Genomic DNA, 20,185 nt, shown 5'->3' on the forward strand with positions numbered 1-20,185 from the left:
TTAGAGATCGCCAGTATAGTGCCAGCGAAGGTAGCGCAGCAGACGCATCTGGCGGGTAATACGCTTCGGTTGCGAAAGCAGACGATACAACCACTCCAGCCCCAGGTTCTGCCATATTTTTGGAGCGCGTTTGACGTGACCAGTAAACACATCATAGGTACCGCCCACCCCCATATATAACGCATGGGGATGCACTTCCCGACAATCGCGCATTAGCAATTCCTGTTTTGGCGATCCCATCGCGACGGTGACAATTTTCGCGCCGCTGGCATGGATACGCGCAAATAGCGCCTGACGCTGCTCCGGCGTAAAGTAACCGTCCTGGCTACCCACAATATTGACGTTCCACTGTGTCCGTAGTTTTGCTTCCGTCTGCGCCAGCACCTCAGGCTTGCCGCCGACAAGAAATACCGGCGTGCCTTCTTTCCCCGCGCGCGCCATTAACGCTTCCCAAAGGTCGGCGCCAGCCACACGAGAAACCTGCGCCTGCGGAAATTTTTTACGTATTGAACGCACCACGCTGATGCCATCGGCATATTTAAATTCCGCCGCCGCTATCAACGCGCGGACTTCCGGATTATCTTCCGCCGTCAGCAGCTTTTCGGCGTTGATCGCCACCAACGTGCCTTGCTTCAGTTGACCATCGGCAAACAGATAATTCAGCGCGTGTGACATGTCGCGCCAGCCAATCAGAGGTAATCCACGCAGCGAGTAAAGGGGCGCAGCGGCATTATTGGTCATAGTTTTCCTTCCACCTGTGCCTGAGGGAGCGAAGTTGTACGTTTATGAATCAGTCCGGCGCTATCAAATAACCAGAACAGAAGCTTAGCGACCAGCAGGCTGGCGCCAAAAACCACCAGGAAGAAAACCACGCGCGAAACAAACGAATCCAGCCCTTCTCGCGCCAGCACAATCATATTAAAGATGGCGCCAAAGCAGAAACTGTGCAGAATCGCCGCCTTATAGCGATTGGGCTCCCGGTTACCCAGTTCATACAGCCAGTCGAACCATTTGATAATCAGCCCGACGACGATCGCGCCGAGCGGAATAAACAGCGCCCCGCCCATGACCACCAGAGATCCGATAAGCGTTGGCGATATCGCCAGGCCAGAATGGTTGTTCAGGACTTCCCAGGTGAAGTAATTCGCAGAATTCAGCACGATACTGGGTCGTCCCGGCCATAACCAGGTGGGAATAAAGACGTAGAAATCACGCACGATAGGGGCCAGCCCCTGAAAATCGATATTGTGGTAATTTTGCAACAGCAGCGCCAGATTCTCCCACGGCGAAAAGGTATCGCGCGTCAGATAAAGAAACGTATAGAACGCCTCATCGCCGCTCACATTTAATCCGTAGCGTTTGAGCGCCAGCCAGAACATACCGACAATCCCCAGCACGCCCGCCGCCGCCAGCATCCACAGGCTGATCCAGCCCCGAATAATGCCGATAAACAGGAAGATAGCAAACGCAATAATGATGTTGGCGCGCGTGCCGCCGACAATCATGTAGGTCAACAGGCCAAACGCGACGGTGCTCACCAGAAAAAACAGCCACGCTTTGCTGTCCTGGCGCAGGAAATAGACCACCAGCATCGCCGGAATGAAGAAATAGAAGAACCGTTTTAACGCCACGCCGGAAACTTCGCTGGAAAAGATCTGGCTGTAGGAGTGCAGCCGGAACAGCAAAAAGCCGTTATGCATAAAGAAAATCGCCACGCTCACCAGCGCGATGCCCATCAGGATCACCCAGGTAAGGTGGGTTTCCACCCGGTTCATGGTAAATAGCGGCTTGCGTGGTACATCCACAACGCGTTTGCGTAAACGCGTTTTATAGGTCACGTAATACACGCCGTAGAAACAGGCGGCGGATAATAGAGCCTGCAATAAGATTTCCGGCGGCGCGACGCCAACGTCGAAACGAAATACCAGCACGCTGGTTAGCGGAAAACCAAAAAAGAAGGTCAACAAAAACAGCAACGAAAAGAAAACGTTGAAGTTAAAACGCACGCGGCGGAATTCAAACCAGGTCAGCGTGGTGATAAACAGCGTAGAGAGCAGCCAGACCACCAGCAGCCCGCTGAATTGCATTAAACTCATTCGGCTTCTCCTGCGGCGATTCTCAACGCATTATGCCACGGTTGCAGGTAGTTGGGGCTAAAGAAGGTGATGCCGCTTTTATCTACCGATGCGAGCTGACGCTGCGCCTCGCGCACGACCTGCTCATTAAGATCGTCCGTGGTAAACAGGACGGGCAGATGCTGTTCCGCCATATCCTGCCAGAAAGGATTGTCGCGGTTCAGTACGCACGGGATATCGGCCTGAATTAGCAGACACAACGTCCCGATCCCCTGTTGGCGGGCAAAAATAAAATAACCGAGGTCGCACTGGCGCAATAGCGCAAGATAGGCATCAAATTCCATTTTTTCGCTAAGAATTTGTAGATTTTCGGCGCTAAATAGCGCCAGGCCGACCTGACGAACCTCATCAATATAGGCCTGGTTATTGGCCGGATAGCCCATCGGCACCACCACGTTTACCGTGTCGCCAAACTGCTGATACACCGCCCGTAACGCCGCAATATGTTGGTTACTGCGATCGCCGGAGTTCCCTACCAAAATGGTCAATTTCCCCGCACGTTGGCGCTCTTTTGCCATAGCATTCAGGGAAGGATCCATGCGCGTCGGGAAATAGAGCAACTCGCCGCGTACGCCCGGGTGCTGGCGCGCAAAATAGCTGAGATCGCCGCGCGTCGCGAATACGCACCCTACTCGCCCCTGCGCGATACGACGAAGCGGGTAGAAAAGGCGGAATTTCAGCCCGTGGGACACTTCGTAGAGATCCGCGCCCCAGATATGCCAGTAAAACTGAGCTGGCTTAATACCGCCGCTTAACAGCGCCAGCCACAGGCTGGTGTTGAACTGACCGTGAAAGAAGAATCTCTGTCGACGATTTGCTTTCGCTTTGGCGATGACCGCCTGCGCCAACGCTTTCTTACTGCCATAAAAACGAAGCGAGAGCGCCGGACAGCTTTCCGTGAAACCGTTATCTTCGCCGGCAACCATAAATTCGCGCGCGTGCTCGCTTGTGGCGGCCAGCGTATCATTGAAAAACCGCAGCACGGTGTGGTTATGGTGAGGGATATCCGATCCCAGGACGTGAATCAGTACAGTCATGCTCGCCTACGCCAGAGTAAAAATACGCCGCAACAAAGTGAAAAATAGACAATATAAGTGGCCATATAAGCCTGTGCCGCACCCAGCGCGCCGTGAGCGGGAATCAGCCAGTGAGCGAACGCCGTTAACAGAATGAACTGGCTAATTTCAGCCAGAATGTAAAATCGCAACGACGCTTTGGCAATCACCAGATAACCGAAAACATAGGCGCCAACTTTCAGCACGTCGCCCACTAACTGCCAGGCGAACAGATCGCGCATCGCGGTGAATTTGGCGGAAAAAAGCAGCCAGATAGCAAAATCGCGCAGTAGCCAGACGGTAAAACTCGCCGCCGCAACCGCCGGTAAAACAAATTTCAGCGCTTTTACCACTTCACGCGTAATGTCCTGTTTTTCCGTCAGGCGTGAGAGCGTGGGTAACAGGTAAACGCTGAAGGAGGCGGTGATAAATTGCAGATAGGCATCAGAAATACTGCTTACGCCCTGCCAGATCCCGACATCGCTCCAGCTATAGTGCGCGGCCAGTTGGTTTCGCATCATCACATAGGCAACCGGCATCGTAACGGAGGTAATCAGCGCCATCAGGGTAAATTTACTGAGCTGCCCTGCCAGACCATTGTCCCAGGAGGGCTTGAGATAGCGTAGCGGGACGGTGCCGCGCTTAATCAGTGTTATACCGGCTGGCACTACCACCAGCGCCGGCACCAGCGCCAGGCCAAGCAGAGCGCCTTCATAGCCGCCGACACGATAGCAGAGATACCAGGCGGCGACGCCCAAAAAGCTGCCGACAATTAACGATAAGGCATTACCCGACGCGTCACGAAAGCCCTTCATTAGCGCCAGCAGCAGGTTCGCCCAGGCGATCCCCATTTGTACCAGCGCAACCAGACGCACCAGCCCTTGATAGTCCGTGTGACCGAACAATCCCTGGCTAATCGGCGCCGCCGCCAGCAGGAAGACCAGCGCCAGCAGCGTAGAGAACCCCAATACCATCGCGGAGGAGGTTCCCACCACGGTACGTAACTGCGCCGGGTCATCATGATGTTGTGCGACGAGTTTGGTAACGCCGTTAAATATCCCGGCGCCAGCCAATACGCCCAGCACGGTGATCATCTGGCGGAAGTTACCCGCTTGTCCGACGCCCGACGGACCAAAAGAGACGGCCAGTAGTTTCACCACCAGCAGTCCGGCGCCAATTTTTACCAGCGTACTGACCGCCGTCCACAGGGAGGCTTTAGCAAGCGACATATCAGGAGAAATAATTTAGCAAGGTAGTAATCACCGTTCGTTGATCGACGGGCGCAAGGTTATAAAACAGCGGCAGACGCAGCAAACGTTCGCTCTCTTTTGTGGTGTAGACATCGTCCCCGATAAACTCGCCGAATTTATCGCCCGCCGGACAATCATGCAGCGGAATGTAATGGAATACCGCCATGATTTCCGCCTCTTTCAGGAAATTAATCAGCGCGCTGCGATCGGCGATATCCCGCAGTTTGATGTAAAACATGTGGGCATTATGCCCGCAGTTTTCCGGAATAGAAGGCAGCTCGATACGCCCGGCGCGCGCCAGCGGCGTTAACGCATCGTAGTAAGTCTGCCACAGCGACAGACGCTGTTGATTGATACGATCGGCGGCCTCCAGTTGCGCCCACAGGTAGGCAGCCTGCAGATCGGACATCAAATAACTGGAGCCGATATCCCGCCAGGTGTATTTATCCACCTGACCACGGAAAAACTGGCTACGGTTGGTGCCTTTTTCGCGGATGATCTCCGCGCGTTCAATCAGCGTACGATCGTTGATCAGCGTCGCGCCGCCTTCGCCGCCAGCGGTGTAATTTTTGGTTTCATGGAAGCTAAAACAGCCGATGTGACCGATCGTCCCTAATGCGCGCCCTTTGTACGTGGACATCACGCCCTGGGCGGCATCCTCGACAACGAACAGATTATACTTATCCGCCAGCGCCATGATGACGTCCATTTCACAAGCGACGCCAGCGTAGTGTACCGGCACGATAGCGCGGGTTTTATCAGTAATCGCCGCCTCAATCAGCGTTTCGTCAATATTCATCGTATCCGGACGAATATCGACAAACACAATTTTCGCGCCGCGCAGGACAAAAGCGTTAGCGGTGGAGACAAACGTAAAGCTCGGCATGATCACTTCATCGCCGGGCTGAATATCCAACAACAGAGCCGCCATCTCCAGCGATGCGGTACAGGAAGGCGTTAGCAACACCTTCGCGCTGCCGAAATGTTGCTCCAGCCACTGCTGGCAACGACGCGTAAAGCCGCCGTCGCCGCACAGTTTGCCGCTGCTCATTGCAGACTGCATGTATTCGAGTTCGGTTCCCACCACCGGCGGCGCATTAAAAGGAATCATGTTGTCACCTGTATAACCAGTACGCAGTGCTTTCGATGTTGGCACCGCTTTGTATGTAACGTTTAAGCGCGGCGGTGTTGCCCAACTGGGTCGCCACCCGCAATGTTGCTTTGCCGCGACTCTGCGCCCAACAGATCGCCGCCTGCATAAGTTCCGCTCCCGCGCCGCGTCCGGCCAACAGACCGATGCGCGCGTCGGTATCATTCAATTCCCGCAGCGAGACGTAACCGCGGATAGCGCCTGTCTCCGTGCGAAGCACCAGGCATTGGTGATCAAACGTGCCGCATACCGCATTCTCAATCCACTGGGCGTAAAAACGGGCGCTGGCGTCGGGCGCATACCACGGCGCGCGAAAACGACTCTGCGTAAACGCCTCTCCGGCCAACTGACGCAAAGCAGGAATGTCCGTAAGGTGTGCAATTTCCGCGCCATGCTGGTCGCGATGCCCTTTTACCGGCAACGCAAAATCCACTTCGCCTTCAACCAAAGAGAATCCCAGCGATTGCAACGCCGACAGCCAGGCGATGTTTTCAGCCGGCACTTTTACCTGCACGCGTTGCCACGCCTGCAGCGCTTCTGGCGTTAATTCGGGCGCTGAGGCATCGATACGCACAATGCCGCTATTCACGCCAAAGAACGTATTTTCCCAGAGTAACGGTTCAATACTGGCGCGGACGGGCACGGAGCAACTCCAGTAAATATTGGCCATAGCCGGTTTTTTCAAGCTGACTGGCGGCGCGTTTCAAACCATCATCATCCAGCCAGCCGTTGCGCCAGGCAATCTCCTCCAGACAGGCAATTTTGAAGCCCTGGCGCTTTTCCACCGTCTGCACAAAAGTGCTCGCCTCAATCAGACTGTCGTGGGTGCCCGTATCCAGCCAGGCGAAGCCGCGGCCCAGCAGTTCAACGGTCAGCTTACCTTCCTCCAGATACATCTGGTTGATAGAAGTGATCTCCAGCTCGCCACGCCCGGACGGTTTCACGCGCTTCGCATACTCGACGACCTTGCTGTCATAGAAATAGAGGCCGGTGACCGCCCAGTTAGATTTAGGCTGTTTCGGCTTTTCTTCCAGCGAGAGCGCGCGAAAATCATCGTCAAACTCCACGACGCCAAAGCGTTCCGGGTCCATGACCTGATAGCCAAATACTGTGGCGCCTTCGGTACGCGCCGCGACCTGACGGAGTTTGGGGCTAAAGCCCTGACCAAAAAAGATATTGTCGCCCAATACCAGGCATGAGGGTTCACCGTTGAGGAACGTTTCGCCAATGATAAAGGCCTGCGCCAGCCCGTCCGGACTGGGCTGCTCGGCATAATGTAAATCGATACCGAATGCTGCGCCGTCGCCCAACAAACGCTGAAAGTCGCGTTTATCCTCCGGCGTGGTGATGATCAAGATCTCACGAATGCCCGCCAGCATTAGCACCGATAACGGATAGTAAATCATCGGTTTGTCGTAGACGGGCAGAAGCTGCTTTGATACGCCGCGCGTAATGGGATGCAACCGGGTACCGGAACCTCCCGCCAGAATGATGCCTTTCATTCGTTTCTCCTCCAGGAGTAAGAACCTGCCGTTTAGCGTTTCAGCCCTAAGCGTTCGCCCTGATAACTGCCATCCTGCACGGGTTTCCACCAGGCCTCATTGGCGAGATACCACTGAACGGTTTTTCGCATCCCGCTTTCGAAGGTTTCCTGCGGCGTCCAGCCCAGCTCGCGGGCGATTTTCGACGCGTCGATGGCATAACGTAAGTCATGGCCGGGTCGATCGTCGACGAAGGTAATGAGATCGTGATAATTCGCCACACCCTGCGGTTTTTGTGGGGCCAGTTCTTCCAGCAGAGCGCAGATCGTCCTGACCACATCCAGATTTTTACGTTCGTTATGACCGCCGATATTATACGTTTCGCCCACCGCGCCGTTCGTCACCACGTGATACAACGCACGGGCATGATCCTCTACATACAGCCAGTCGCGAATTTGCTGACCGTTGCCATAGACCGGCAATGGTTTACCCGCCAGCGCGTTCAGAATCATCAGCGGGATCAGTTTTTCCGGGAAATGGTAGGGCCCGTAGTTATTAGAGCAGTTGGTGACAAGCGTAGGCAGACCGTAGGTACGTAACCAGGCGCGTACCAGATGGTCGCTGCTGGCTTTGGAGGCGGAATAAGGACTGCTTGGCGCATATGGCGTGGTTTCGGTGAAGAAATCGTCTGCAGTATGCAGATCGCCATACACTTCATCGGTGGAGATATGGTGGAAGCGGAACGCCGCTTTAGCGTCCGCGTCAAGCGCGGACCAGTAAGCGCGAGCGGCTTCCAGCAAGGTGTAAGTACCAACGATATTCGTTTCAATAAACGCCGCCGGGCCGTCGATGGAACGGTCTACATGGCTTTCCGCCGCCAGGTGCATCACGCTATCGGGCTGATACTGCTGGAAAACTCGCTCCAGTGACGCCCGATCGCAGATATCCACCTTCTCAAAGGCGAAACGGTCGCTTTGCGCCACCGATGCCAGAGACATCAGGTTGCCCGCATAGGTGAGTTTATCCACCACCACCACCGCGTCTGCCGTTTCATGGATGATATGCCGCACCACCGCAGATCCGATAAAGCCTGCGCCGCCGGTCACCAGAATGCGTTTCATCAGCGCCAGACTCCTTTGGTATCAACCACATAACGTTGATGAACCGCATCGCCGGGGATCGCTTTAAATTCGTCGTGATCGACCAGCATCACCAGCACATCGGCGGCGGCCAGCGCCGCGTCCAGTTTCGCCAGCGTGCAAAGTCCGTCCAATTTTTTCGGCAACTGACGGATATTCGGTTCGACGACCAGGGTTTCGCCGCTGTGCCAGCGGGCGATACTTTGCGCGATCCCCATCGCCGGGCTTTCGCGCAGATCGTCGATATTCGGCTTAAAGGCCAGCCCAAAACAGGCGATTTTCACTTCGCTGGCGCGTTTATCGGTGGCCGCCAGGCAATCTGCGACCGCGGCTTTTACCTGATCGACCACCCAGTGCGGTTTGCCGTCGTTCACTTCACGCGCGGTGCGAATCAGTCTCGCCTGCTGCGGATTTTGCGCCACAATAAACCACGGATCGACCGCAATGCAGTGCCCGCCAACGCCTGGGCCCGGCTGCAGAATATTGACGCGCGGATGGCGGTTTGCCAGGCGGATCAATTCCCAGACGTTAATCCCCTGTTCGGCGCAAATCAGCGACAATTCGTTCGCAAAGGCGATATTCACATCACGGAAGCTATTTTCCGTCAGCTTGCACATCTCTGCGGTGCGCGAGTTGGTGACAACGCATTCCCCCTCAAGGAAAATTTTGTACAGCGCGCTGGCGCGAGCCGAACATACTGGCGTCATACCGCCAATCACGCGGTCATTTTTAATGAGTTCCACCATCACCTGACCCGGCAGCACACGCTCCGGACAATAGGCGATATTCACGTCGGCCTGCTCGCCCGCCTGCTGGGGAAAGGTCAGATCCGGGCGCATCCCGGCCAGCCAGCCAGCCATTTGCTCCGTTGCGCCGACCGGCGATGTTGATTCCAGAATCACCAGTGCCCCTTTTTTTAATACCGGCGCAATGGATTTCGCCGCGGCTTCCACATAGGCCATGTCAGGGTCGTGATCGCCTTTGAATGGCGTCGGCACGGCAATCAGGTACGCATCGGCCTCGACAGGTGTCGTCGTCGCACGCAGAAAGCCGCCTTCCACCGCCATCTTCACCACATTGCCCAACGCCGGCTCCACGATGTGAATTTCACCGCGATTTATGGTGTCTACCGCATGTTGGTTGATATCCACGCCGATAACCTGCTTCTGGCGGGAAGCAAAAGCGGCCGCAGTCGGTAATCCGATATACCCCAGCCCAATAACAGAAATGGTCGTAAAACTCATAACGATACCCGATAACTTTTTAACGCCTGTAAAATGCGCGCGCATGATTGCCCGTCACCATAAGGATTATGGGCGCGGCTCATGGTTTGATATTCATTTTCGTCGTGCAGCAGACGCATAACTTCCGCCACAATGCGCCGGGAATCCGTGCCGATCAGTCTTACCGTACCAGCGGTAATGGCTTCCGGACGCTCTGTGGTTTCACGCATGACCAATACCGGCTTACCTAATGACGGCGCTTCTTCCTGAATACCGCCGGAATCGGTCAGAATGAGCCAGGCGTGATTCATCAGCCAGACAAAAGGTAAGTAGTCCTGCGGCTCAATCAGTACCACGTTTTCAACATGGCCGAGGATACGGTTGACAGGTTCGCTGACGTTGGGATTGAGATGCACCGGATAGACAATTTGCACATTCTGGTTCGCGGCGGCGATTTCCGCCAGCGCCTGGCAGATATGCTCAAAGCCCTGACCAAAGCTTTCACGCCGATGACCGGTCACCAAAATCATCTTCTTATTCGCGTTGAGGAAAGGATACTGCTCGGCCAGTTCAGCCTGTAATGTATCGCTCGTCAGAACGCGATCGCGTACCCAGATCAGCGCGTCAATAACGGTATTGCCAGTGACAAAAATGCGCTCATCCGGAATGTTCTCCCGCAACAGATTCTGCCGCGAGTTTTCCGTCGGCGCAAAGTGGTACATCGCCAGATGTCCGGTCAGCGTGCGGTTTGCCTCTTCCGGCCAGGGGGAATAGAGATCGCCGGTTCGCAACCCGGCTTCTACGTGCCCTACCGGAATTCGTTGATAAAAAGCCGCCAGGCTGGTAGCAATCGTAGTGGTGGTATCGCCATGAACCAGCACCACATCAGGTTTAAAATCTGCCAGGATCGGCTTTAATCCCTCCAGAATTCGGCAGGTAATTTCCGTCAACCCCTGTCCCGGCTGCATAATGTTGAGATCGAAATCAGGCACAATAGAAAAAAGAGTTAATACCTGATCAAGCATCTCCCGATGCTGCGCAGTAACGCATACTTTGGCCTCGAAATGAGGATCTTTTTCCAGCGCATGGACCAGAGGCGCCATCTTAATGGCCTCCGGTCGTGTACCAAATACAGTCAGTACTTTCACATCGATTCTCTTCGAATAGACAGTAGGGGCCCAGCCCCCTACTGCAGAGGTGTTGCTAAATCGTGCGGCGACGGGTTAAGGCAACGCCCGCACCGATTAGCGCCCCAACGATACCCCACATAATCATCAGGAAGGCTCGGCGTGGGCTATCACGTTTTACCGGTTCTTCCGGCGTACGCAAATAACGATAGGTCTGAAAACGAGGGTCCAGGGTCGGCCCCACATTAAGCGTATTCAACATTGCCCGATTTTGAAAGTAGTCCAAATCGAACGCAGGGCCAACCGCTTGCAGATTTTCAAGACGCGCCTGCAACATAGGGCGACCGAGTAAAAAAAGCTCTGAGTCCGGTAATTCATCCGCCGGGACATCCGTCGCGCTACGAGAAATATTATGTTGTTCCGCAATTTTGAGCGCCTGCTCAATACTGTTTACACGACGCGAATAGATCGCTTTCGCAACCTCTTCCTGCCGTTTGACCTGGGCTTTCATCTGCACGGTACGCGCAGCCCAGGCACCTTTTAATTCATCATTCAGATGGCTCGCCGCCCGCTGGCTGGCAAATGCGACATACTGACGCAGCAGATTATTGGCGTCCGGCGCAGTTTCAGCAATCAGCTTCACATTGTCGTTGATGGCGCGTGTAAAATCGCCGGGCGTAAACTGTATGTTATTGATCAGTTCATCAAGCATCGCCGCATCAGCTTTGCTATTCCCGACCATTCGCTGCTTGTAATAGTCCGTCTGTAACCAGAAATCGCGACGCGTATCCCAGGAGGCAAGTTGCATGATGAACTCTTTATACGCTTCATCCATCACCGAGGGCTTATCGGAAGAAGAGGGATCGGTCTTAATATCCAGGTTGCGCAGAAACTGCTGCTGGGAGTAATAACCGCCCAACATATTTACGGTTGGGCGATCGGTGATCGCCGTCGCACTCCACTCCTGACGAGCAAAAAAGGTATAGGCTAACGCGATAAGGGCAAATAGCAGGCCAATGCCGATAATCCAGTATTTGCCAGCCCATAAAGTACGAAACAACCCGCGAATATCCAGTTCATTTTCAGCGCTCACCGCGCGTGCCCCCGGTAATGGTTGTGTCATCGTATCCTCATTTACTTGGTTAAGTTTGGCCGGTTCTTACGGTGCCTGCGCAGGCGACGCTTCACACGCTTAATAAATCTCGCCACCTTCCAGGCCCGCTTAATGCAGTAGCCATAGAGGAAGAATGCTAGCAAAAAGAGCACCAACATAACCCATTCAGGAACAAAATGAGAATATTCTGCCGCTACGCCGACTCCAGCCAGAATGGCGGCGGCAAGCGTAATCAGTACAAACGCCTGACGAGAGGTAAATCCGGCGCGCATGATAAGATGGTGAATGTGCTGACGATCAGGTGAGAAGGGACTCATTCCTTTACGCAGACGGCGATACATAATCGCCACCATATCCATCAGCGGGATAGCGATAATCCATAGCGCGGTAACCGGACTGATAGGGTGAGTTTTCCCCTGCGTCGTTTCCAGTAAGATCCAGATAACGGTAAAACCAATCAGAGTACTACCGGCATCGCCCATAAAGACTTTATAACGCCGCCCCAAAATACCGAGATTAAGCATAATGTAAGGCAGAATCGCGGCAATCATGGCGAAGCACCATATTGCCAGGCTGGTTTGACCGTCAAACCATAAAATCAGCCCCATCGCCGCGAATGAGACGCTGGATAGCCCGCCCAACAGGCCGTCAATACCGTCCACCATATTGAAAGCGTTGATCGCCGCCCATACGGCAAACAGAGTAAGGAAATAGCCGAAGGGACCGAGCACCATCTCCCAGGAGCCAAAGATATAGCCGAGGCTGCTAAGATAGAGCTTACCGAATACCATCATAATGATACCGATCGCGGCCTGTATGGTCGCACGGATCTTCACGCTGATATCAAAACGGTCGTCCAGCGCACCGATAAGAACCAGTACGCCCGCACAAGAAAGATAAAGCGACGCATGAGGAATATAGTAGTCAACGATTCCGAATGTGAAGCAAATCCCTGCGTAAACCGAAATCCCTCCAACCAACGGTATCAGCCCCTGGTGGCGTTTACGAAAGTTGGGTTTATCCACTAAACCGATTTTTTTTGCGACTTTACGCGCAAAAAACAGGAACAGTGTCGTGAATAAAAAAATACTGATGAGATCAGTACTCACGGTCAGTAAATTCACAATGCGTGCTCTCAGATAAAATTAGTACCAGAAGTATAACCATGAAGACCTTTATTCAGAAGGGAAACCCTGCTCTGAATCAGGCAGAATTGTTTAAATATCAACCACACGATACCGATAACGAATGGATGGCGAAGCCCCGACCCGGTTTATCATCATTTTGTAAATGTGTCGTTAAGATTACAGATATAAAACAAAAACGCCACGTAAAAACGTGGCGTTTTCAGGTAAAGACCAGGTTATGAGCGCTTCATCATCTCGAAAAAGTCGTCATTAGTTTTGGTCATCGCCAGCTTATTGATGAGGAACTCCATCGCGTCGATCTCGCCCATCGGATGGATGATTTTACGCAGGATCCACATCTTCTGCAGCTCTTCCTGGGTGGTGAGCAGCTCTTCTTTACGGGTGCCGGAACGGTTGTAGTCGATAGCCGGGAAGACACGTTTTTCAGCAATCTTACGCGAGAGGTGCAGCTCCATGTTACCGGTGCCTTTAAACTCTTCGTAGATAACTTCGTCCATCTTGGAACCGGTATCGATCAGCGCCGTCGCGATGATAGTCAGGCTACCGCCCTCTTCCACGTTACGCGCCGCGCCGAAGAAACGCTTCGGACGATGCAGGGCGTTAGCATCCACACCACCGGTCAGTACTTTACCGGAAGCCGGCACCACGGTGTTGTAGGCACGCGCCAGACGGGTGATGGAGTCGAGCAGGATGATGACGTCTTTCTTGTGTTCAACCAGACGTTTCGCCTTCTCGATAACCATTTCGGCAACCTGAACGTGGCGGGATGCCGGTTCGTCAAAGGTAGAGGCAACAACTTCGCCTTTCACCAGACGCTGCATCTCGGTTACTTCTTCCGGACGTTCGTCAATCAGCAGCACCATCAGCACGCAGTCTGGGTGGTTATACGCGATGCTCTGCGCGATGTTCTGCAGCAGCATGGTTTTACCCGCTTTCGGCGGCGCGACAATCAGACCGCGCTGGCCGCGACCGATCGGCGAAGCCAGATCCAGAACGCGCGCCGTCAAGTCTTCGGTAGAACCGTTACCACGCTCCATACGCAGACGAGAGTTTGCGTGCAGCGGGGTTAAGTTCTCAAAGAGGATTTTGTTACGGGCGTTTTCCGGTTTGTCGTAGTTAACTTCGTTAACTTTCAACAGCGCAAAATAGCGTTCACCTTCTTTCGGCGGGCGAATCTTACCAGAAATGGTATCACCAGTGCGGAGGTTGAAACGGCGGATTTGGCTGGGGGAAACGTAGATATCATCAGGACCGGCGAGGTAGGAGCTGTCTGCAGAACGGAGGAAACCAAATCCATCCTGCAATATCTCCAGCACACCGTCGCCAAAGATATCTTCGCCACTCTTTGCGTGCTGCTTCAGGATGGCAAAAATAATGTCCTGCTTGCGCATACGGGCCAGATTTTCCAGCCCCATACTTTCGCCGAGAGTGATCAGCTCAGAAACCGGCGTATTCTTTAATTCGGTAAGATTCATAATGGTGTGAGTTCTTAAACTTGGGGTAAATCTCGAACTTAATGTTGTGAATGGTATGGCAGGGTCATCCATGCCTGTTTACGGCTATCAACTCATGTCTGTTCGCTGTCTGGTCACAGGAAAGTACGCAGAACTGAAACGACAAGACGGAATGAGCGAAGAGCCAGGAATCTTTCCACTTCTCGTGCGAGAAAAAACGGGAAGTGACGGATAAAACCAGATTCAAACTTAATAAGGTATGTTTAATTCGAAGTCAATACTAACTTAGCACGACTCAGACCGGGCGTCCAGAGATCCTGACAATTTAAGAATAACGTAAGGACAACAGACGCCACGAAACTGCCTGATACCTTAATCATTCGTCGAATGACAGACGCCTGACTATACAGCGCCTTTGTCATTCGACGTATAAAAGGTATTACGCCAGATTGGCGTCGAGAAACTCTTTCAACTGACCTTTAGACAGTGCGCCTACTTTGGTTGCCGCCACTTCGCCGTTTTTAAACAGCAGCAGAGTCGGAATACCGCGGATGCCATATTTAGGCGCAGTACCTGGGTTCTGGTCAATGTTCAGTTTGGCAACGGTCAATTTGCCCTGATATTCGTCAGCGATTTCATCCAGAATCGGAGCGATCATTTTACACGGCCCGCACCACTCTGCCCAGAAATCAACGAGGATAGCCCCGTCCGCTTTGAGTACATCCGTGTCAAAACTGTCGTCAGTCAGGTGAATAATTTTATCGCTCATATATAACTCCACAGGAATAAGCCTGGCGTGTTGGTGTAGCATTAACCAACGAGGTGCTGATGTTAACTTCGCCAACAAAGGTTGACTTTATTTCACCGGATACGCTTTCGTAAAGCAATAGTAAGCTGATATTCTACCACACTATGAGCAAAACACATTTAACAGAACAGAAGTTTTCCGACTTCGCCCTGCACCCACAGGTGGTTGAAGCCCTTGAAAAAAAAGGGTTTTATAATTGTACGCCCATTCAGGCACTGGCCCTTCCGCTAACGCTGGCGGGTCGTGACGTTGCAGGGCAGGCGCAAACCGGTACCGGGAAAACGATGGCGTTTCTGACGTCAACGTTTCATTATTTACTTTCTCATCCCGCGATCGACGATCGCAAGGTGAACCAGCCGCGCGCGCTGATCATGGCGCCGACGCGTGAATTAGCCGTACAAATTCACGCAGACGCGGAGCCGTTGGCGCAAGCGACAGGCTTAAAATTAGGCCTGGCTTACGGCGGCGATGGTTACGACAAGCAGCTTAAAGTGCTGGAAAGCGGCGTTGATATTCTTATTGGTACAACGGGCCGACTGATCGACTACGCCAAACAAAACCACATTAACCTCGGCGCCATTCAGGTCGTCGTACTCGATGAAGCCGATCGCATGTACGATTTGGGCTTTATTAAAGATATCCGCTGGCTGTTCCGTCGTATGCCGCCGGCTGCGCAGCGTCTGAACATGTTGTTCTCCGCCACCCTGTCTTATCGGGTTCGCGAGCTGGCGTTTGAACAGATGAACAACGCCGAATATGTTGAAGTGGAACCGGAGCAAAAGACCGGCCACCGCATTAAAGAAGAGCTTTTCTACCCCTCTAATGAAGAGAAAATGCGTTTACTGCAAACGCTGATCGAAGAAGAGTGGCCGGATCGCGCCATTATTTTCGCCAACACCAAGCATCGTTGCGAAGATATCTGGGGACATCTGGCGGCAGATGGCCATCGTGTTGGTCTGCTGACCGGCGACGTCGCGCAGAAAAAGCGCCTGCGGATTCTGGATGAGTTCACCCGCGGCGATCTGGATATTCTTGTGGCGACCGATGTCGCGGCGCGCGGGTTGCATATCCCCGCCGTAACGCACGTCTTTAACTACGATCTGCCAGACGATTGTGAAGACTATGTTCACCGTATCGGTCGTACCGGTCGCGCTGGCGCCAGCGGGCATTCCATCAGCCTGGCTTGCGAAGAGTATGCGCTGAATCTGCCCGCTATTGAGAGCTATATCGGCCACTCGATTCCGGTCAGCAAATACAATCCGGAAGCGCTCATGAACGATCTGCCCAAGCCGTTGCGTCTGACGCGTTCGCGTCCTGGCAATGGTCCGCGCCGCGCTGGCGCTCCGCGTAATCGTCGTCGTTCAGGTTAAGAAAAGTTATGCCATACACAAAATCATTTAGCCTGTATCAAGGCGGCAAGAAAACAAATCCCGATGAGCTTAGGAAGAGTACGCAGCCAACACGGATACAGGTTGAAGGATGAAGTGTATGAATTCCACCTCGTTGTATGCCGCCATTGATCTCGGTTCCAATAGTTTTCATATGCTGGTCGTGCGCGAGGCGGCGGGAAGCATCCAGACGCTGACCCGAATAAAACGCAAGGTGCGTCTGGCCGCGGGTCTGAACAACGACAACCACCTTTCAGCCGAAGCGATGGAACGCGGCTGGCAATGCCTGCGTCTGTTTGCTGAACGTTTGCAGGATATCCCGCAGCCACAAATCCGCGTGGTTGCCACCGCAACATTGCGTCTCGCCGTCAATGCGGGTGAATTTATCGCGAAAGCGCAGACTATCCTTGGTTGTCCGGTGCAGGTTATCAGCGGCGAAGAAGAGGCGCGGCTGATTTATCAGGGGGTCGCTCATACCACCGGCGGCGCAGATCAGCGACTGGTGGTGGATATCGGCGGCGCCAGCACTGAACTGGTTACCGGCACTGGCGCGCAAACCACGTCGCTGTTTAGCCTGTCGATGGGCTGCGTAACGTGGCTTGAACGCTATTTTAGCGATCGTAATCTGGCGCAAGAAAATTTTGATGACGCGGAGAAAGCCGCGCGCGATGTGCTGCGTCCGGTCGCCGATGAACTGCGTTTTCATGGCTGGAAGGTCTGCGTGGGTGCCTCCGGCACCGTACAGGCATTGCAGGAAATCATGATGGCGCAGGGGATGGACGAGCGCATTACGCTCGCCAAACTGCAGCAGCTAAAACAACGCGCGATACAGTGCGGGCGTCTGGAAGAGCTGGAAATCGAAGGCCTGACGCTGGAGCGCGCGCTGGTTTTCCCAAGCGGGCTGGCTATTCTGATCGCAATATTTACCGAGCTGAACATCCAGAGCATGACGCTGGCAGGCGGCGCGTTACGCGAAGGGCTGGTGTATGGGATGTTGCATCTGGCGGTAGATCAGGATATCCGCAGCCGCACGCTGCGAAACATTCAGCGTCGGTTTATCGTCGATACCGATCAGGCGAATCGCGTGGCGAAGCTGGCAGACAACTTCCTCAAACAGGTAGAAAATGCCTGGCATATTGAGCCTATCAGTCGTGAACTGTTGCTTAGCGCTTGCCAGTTGCATGAGATCGGTCTGAGCGTTGATTTTAAACAGGCGCCCTATCATGCCGCCTATTTAGTACGCCATTTGGATCTGCCTGGCTATACGCCCGCGCAGAAAAAATTGCTCGCCACCCTCTTACTGAATCAGACCAATCCGGTCGATCTCTCTTCGCTTCATCAGCAAAACGCGGTACCGCCCCGTGTTGCGGAACAGCTATGCCGTTTGCTGCGACTGGCGATTCTCTTTGCCGGTCGCCGTCGTGACGATCTGGTACCAGAAATTACGCTACAGGCGCTAAATGAAAATTTGACGTTAACCTTGCCTGGCGACTGGCTGGCACATCACCCGCTGGGTAAAGAGTTGATTGATCAGGAAAGCCAGTGGCAAAGCTATGTACACTGGCCGCTGGACGTTCGCTAACTGTAGTCTGATTGCCGGATGACGCTTCGCTTATCCGGCCTACGATTTCGCTCGCTTTGCCGCCATCATGGCTTTCAGATTAGCCAGGTGACTTTGCCCTTTTTGCATTCGCTCCTCAGCGCTTACCACTTTGCGCTCCTGCTCCCAGATTAAATCATCCTGCGGGAGTTCTAACAGGAAGCGGCTGGGTTCCGGGCGCACCAGTTCCCCATACTGACGGCGCTCTTTACATAATGTAAAAGTGAGCTCTTTCTGCGCGCGAGTGATCCCGACATAGGCCAGCCGACGCTCTTCCTCAATATTATCTTCGTCAATGCTGCTTTGATGCGGCAAAAATCCTTCTTCCATTCCCACCATATAGACATACGGGAATTCCAGTCCTTTCGACGCATGAAGCGTCATCAACTGTACCTGATCCAGCTCTTCTTCGCTCTCGCCGCGCTCCATCATATCGCGCAGCGTAAAGCGTGTAACCACCTGGGTCAGCGTCATCGGCTCATCAAGTTCGTTGCCTTCCAGCATCTCAGTCATCCAGCTAAAGAGCTGGTTAACGTTTTTCATACGCATTTCCGCCGCTTTGGGGCTCGGCGAGGTTTCGTACAACCAGGATTCATAGTCAATACCGTGGATGAGATCGCGCACGGCGGCGACAGGCTCGCGTTCGGCCAGACGCTGGATTTCCCCCAGCCAGTGGGTAAAACGCGTCAATGAATCGTAACCACGTCCGGTCAGCTTTTGGCTAAGTCCCATATCAAAGCTGGCGGTAAACAGGCTCTTATTACGCGTCATTGCCCATTCGCCCAGCTTTTGCAGCGTGGCCGGACCGATTTCGCGTTTTGGCGTATTCACGATGCGCAGGAAAGCGCTGTCATCATCCGGGTTGGTCAACACCCGCAGGTAGGCCAGCAGGTCTTTAATCTCCGGACGGGAGAAGAATGAGGTGCCACCGGAAATTTTGTACGGAATGCGGTTCTGCATGAGGAATTTTTCAAATACCCGCGACTGATGATTCCCGCGATACAGAATGGCGTAATCCTTGTACTGGGTCTTGTTCACAAAGTGATGGGCAATCAGTTCGCCGGTAACGCGCTCAGCCTCATGCTCTTCATTGTTTGCGCTTAACACTTTGAGTTCCGCGCCGTAACCGAGCTCGGAAAAGAGGCGCTTTTCAAAGACGTGCGGATTATTGGCGATGAGAATATTCGCCGCTTTCAGGATGCGGCCCGAAGAACGATAGTTTTGCTCCAGCTTAATCACCTGCAGCGCAGGAAAATCCTGGCTCAGTAACACCAGGTTTTGCGGACGCGCCCCGCGCCAGGAGTAGATAGACTGATCGTCATCGCCTACGACCGTAAAGCGCGCGCGTTGCCCAACCAGCAGCTTAACCAACTCATACTGGCTGGTGTTAGTATCCTGATATTCATCCACCAGTAGATAACGAATTTTATTCTGCCAGCGCTCGCGCACCTCGTCATTGCGTTGCAGCAGCAGCGTCGGCAGCAAAATCAAATCATCAAAATCGAGAACGTTGCATGCCTTCATATGGGCGTCGTAAAGCCCGTAGCAGTGGGCAAAAATACGATCGCGTTCACCTTTCGCCCCCGCCGCTGCCTGTGCAGGCGTTTTGAGATCGTTTTTCCAGTTGGAGATCGTGGAGATCAGCTGTTGCAACAGAACCTTGTCGTCTTCGATCAGGCCTTCGGTCAGCTCTTTGAGCAAGGCGACCTGGTCGGTATCGTCAAACAATGAAAAGTTCGATTTCATCCCCAGCGCAGCGTACTCGCGCTTAATAATATCCAGCCCTAGCGTATGAAAGGTGGAGATCATCAAACCGCGCGCTTCCTTACGGCCGAGCGTCTGCCCGACGCGTTCTTTCATCTCACGCGCTGCCTTGTTGGTAAACGTCACCGCCGCAATATGCCGGGCCTGATAGCCGCATCCGCGGATCAGGTGGGCGATTTTATTGGTAATTACGCGAGTTTTACCAGAACCCGCTCCTGCCAGCACCAGGCAGGGTCCGGTGACGAATTCGACAGCATGTTGTTGGCCGGGATTTAAACGCATGGGAATAGTGCTCAATCTTCGAACGGGGGAGGGATTGTAGCAGAAAGCGAGGCCCAGAGAAGACCAG

General features: G+C 53.6%; 18 protein-coding genes. 2 read left to right on the top strand and 16 right to left on the bottom strand.

The genetic code is table 11. The features are described from left to right. The 15 genes from wecG to trxA all read right to left on the bottom strand — a co-directional run bounded on the left by wecG (window position 1) and on the right by trxA (window position 15,045). On the bottom strand, window positions 1–741 hold the full coding sequence (wecG, locus tag ABVM99_RS21445) for a lipopolysaccharide N-acetylmannosaminouronosyltransferase (protein ID WP_000183617.1): 741 nt from the start codon (window positions 739–741) through the stop codon (window positions 1–3). Continuing rightward, entirely contained in the window at window positions 738–2,096 is a 1,359-nt protein-coding gene (wzyE, locus tag ABVM99_RS21450; protein ID WP_023195000.1) for an ECA oligosaccharide polymerase, read from the bottom strand. Before wzyE ends, wecG begins: the two co-directional genes overlap by 4 nt. Continuing rightward, complete coding sequence (locus ABVM99_RS21455; protein WP_023195001.1) at window positions 2,093–3,172, bottom strand: TDP-N-acetylfucosamine:lipid II N-acetylfucosaminyltransferase; 1,080 nt, start codon at window positions 3,170–3,172, stop codon at window positions 2,093–2,095. Before ABVM99_RS21455 ends, wzyE begins: the two co-directional genes overlap by 4 nt. Further along, window positions 3,169–4,419, bottom strand: a complete 1,251-nt coding sequence (wzxE, locus tag ABVM99_RS21460) for a lipid III flippase WzxE (protein ID WP_023195002.1) — start codon at window positions 4,417–4,419, stop codon at window positions 3,169–3,171. Before wzxE ends, ABVM99_RS21455 begins: the two co-directional genes overlap by 4 nt. A gap of 1 nt (window position 4,420) precedes the next feature. Further along, window positions 4,421–5,551, bottom strand: coding sequence for a dTDP-4-amino-4,6-dideoxygalactose transaminase (rffA, locus tag ABVM99_RS21465; protein ID WP_000612080.1), 1,131 nt, complete (start codon window positions 5,549–5,551; stop codon window positions 4,421–4,423). Between the two features lie 4 nt (window positions 5,552–5,555). Further along, the gene (gene rffC, locus ABVM99_RS21470) at window positions 5,556–6,233 is read right to left on the bottom strand and encodes a dTDP-4-amino-4,6-dideoxy-D-galactose acyltransferase (protein ID WP_023195003.1); all 678 of its coding nucleotides are present in this window, start codon (window positions 6,231–6,233) and stop codon (window positions 5,556–5,558) included. Next, window positions 6,211–7,092 (bottom strand): glucose-1-phosphate thymidylyltransferase RfbA, encoded by an 882-nt coding sequence (gene rfbA, locus ABVM99_RS21475; protein WP_000676077.1) that lies wholly within the window; start codon window positions 7,090–7,092, stop codon window positions 6,211–6,213. Before rfbA ends, rffC begins: the two co-directional genes overlap by 23 nt. Window positions 7,093–7,124: 32 nt before the next feature. Then, on the bottom strand, window positions 7,125–8,192 hold the full coding sequence (rffG, locus tag ABVM99_RS21480; RefSeq protein ID WP_000822143.1) for a dTDP-glucose 4,6-dehydratase: 1,068 nt from the start codon (window positions 8,190–8,192) through the stop codon (window positions 7,125–7,127). Further along, window positions 8,192–9,454 (bottom strand): UDP-N-acetyl-D-mannosamine dehydrogenase, encoded by a 1,263-nt coding sequence (gene wecC, locus ABVM99_RS21485; protein WP_000011236.1) that lies wholly within the window; start codon window positions 9,452–9,454, stop codon window positions 8,192–8,194. Before wecC ends, rffG begins: the two co-directional genes overlap by 1 nt. Beyond that, window positions 9,451–10,581, bottom strand: coding sequence for a non-hydrolyzing UDP-N-acetylglucosamine 2-epimerase (gene wecB, locus ABVM99_RS21490; protein WP_000866676.1), 1,131 nt, complete (start codon window positions 10,579–10,581; stop codon window positions 9,451–9,453). The genes wecC and wecB overlap by 4 nt, the downstream gene beginning before the upstream one ends. A gap of 55 nt (window positions 10,582–10,636) precedes the next feature. Beyond that, the gene (gene wzzE, locus ABVM99_RS21495; protein ID WP_000193420.1) at window positions 10,637–11,683 is read right to left on the bottom strand and encodes an ECA polysaccharide chain length modulation protein; all 1,047 of its coding nucleotides are present in this window, start codon (window positions 11,681–11,683) and stop codon (window positions 10,637–10,639) included. 11 nt (window positions 11,684–11,694) lie between these two features. Beyond that, on the bottom strand, window positions 11,695–12,798 hold the full coding sequence (gene wecA / locus ABVM99_RS21500; protein ID WP_017442084.1) for a UDP-N-acetylglucosamine--undecaprenyl-phosphate N-acetylglucosaminephosphotransferase: 1,104 nt from the start codon (window positions 12,796–12,798) through the stop codon (window positions 11,695–11,697). Between the two features lie 239 nt (window positions 12,799–13,037). Next, window positions 13,038–14,297 (bottom strand): transcription termination factor Rho, encoded by a 1,260-nt coding sequence (rho, locus tag ABVM99_RS21505; protein WP_001054532.1) that lies wholly within the window; start codon window positions 14,295–14,297, stop codon window positions 13,038–13,040. Between the two features lie 87 nt (window positions 14,298–14,384). After that, window positions 14,385–14,468, bottom strand: coding sequence for a rho operon leader peptide (locus ABVM99_RS21510; protein WP_134820045.1), 84 nt, complete (start codon window positions 14,466–14,468; stop codon window positions 14,385–14,387). A 247-nt stretch (window positions 14,469–14,715) separates the two neighbouring features. After that, window positions 14,716–15,045: a thioredoxin TrxA gene (gene trxA, locus ABVM99_RS21515; RefSeq protein ID WP_001280776.1), complete on the bottom strand. Its 330-nt coding sequence runs from the start codon at window positions 15,043–15,045 to the stop codon at window positions 14,716–14,718. Window positions 15,046–15,188: 143 nt separating this feature from the next. Between trxA and rhlB the strand changes: the two genes are divergently transcribed. Both rhlB and gppA read left to right on the top strand, forming a co-directional pair. Then, window positions 15,189–16,454, top strand: a complete 1,266-nt coding sequence (rhlB, locus tag ABVM99_RS21520; protein ID WP_000047525.1) for an ATP-dependent RNA helicase RhlB — start codon at window positions 15,189–15,191, stop codon at window positions 16,452–16,454. A gap of 118 nt (window positions 16,455–16,572) precedes the next feature. Continuing rightward, entirely contained in the window at window positions 16,573–18,054 is a 1,482-nt protein-coding gene (gene gppA / locus ABVM99_RS21525) for a guanosine-5'-triphosphate,3'-diphosphate diphosphatase (protein WP_001089447.1), read from the top strand. A 39-nt stretch (window positions 18,055–18,093) separates the two neighbouring features. On the opposite strand, the gene rep is transcribed toward gppA, so the two are convergent. Next, window positions 18,094–20,118, bottom strand: a complete 2,025-nt coding sequence (gene rep / locus ABVM99_RS21530) for a DNA helicase Rep (RefSeq protein WP_001238842.1) — start codon at window positions 20,116–20,118, stop codon at window positions 18,094–18,096. Window positions 20,119–20,185 lie beyond the last annotated feature (67 nt).

This window comes from Salmonella sp. SJTUF15591, from assembly GCF_043356435.1.
Taxonomy (GTDB): domain Bacteria; phylum Pseudomonadota; class Gammaproteobacteria; order Enterobacterales; family Enterobacteriaceae; genus Salmonella; species Salmonella enterica.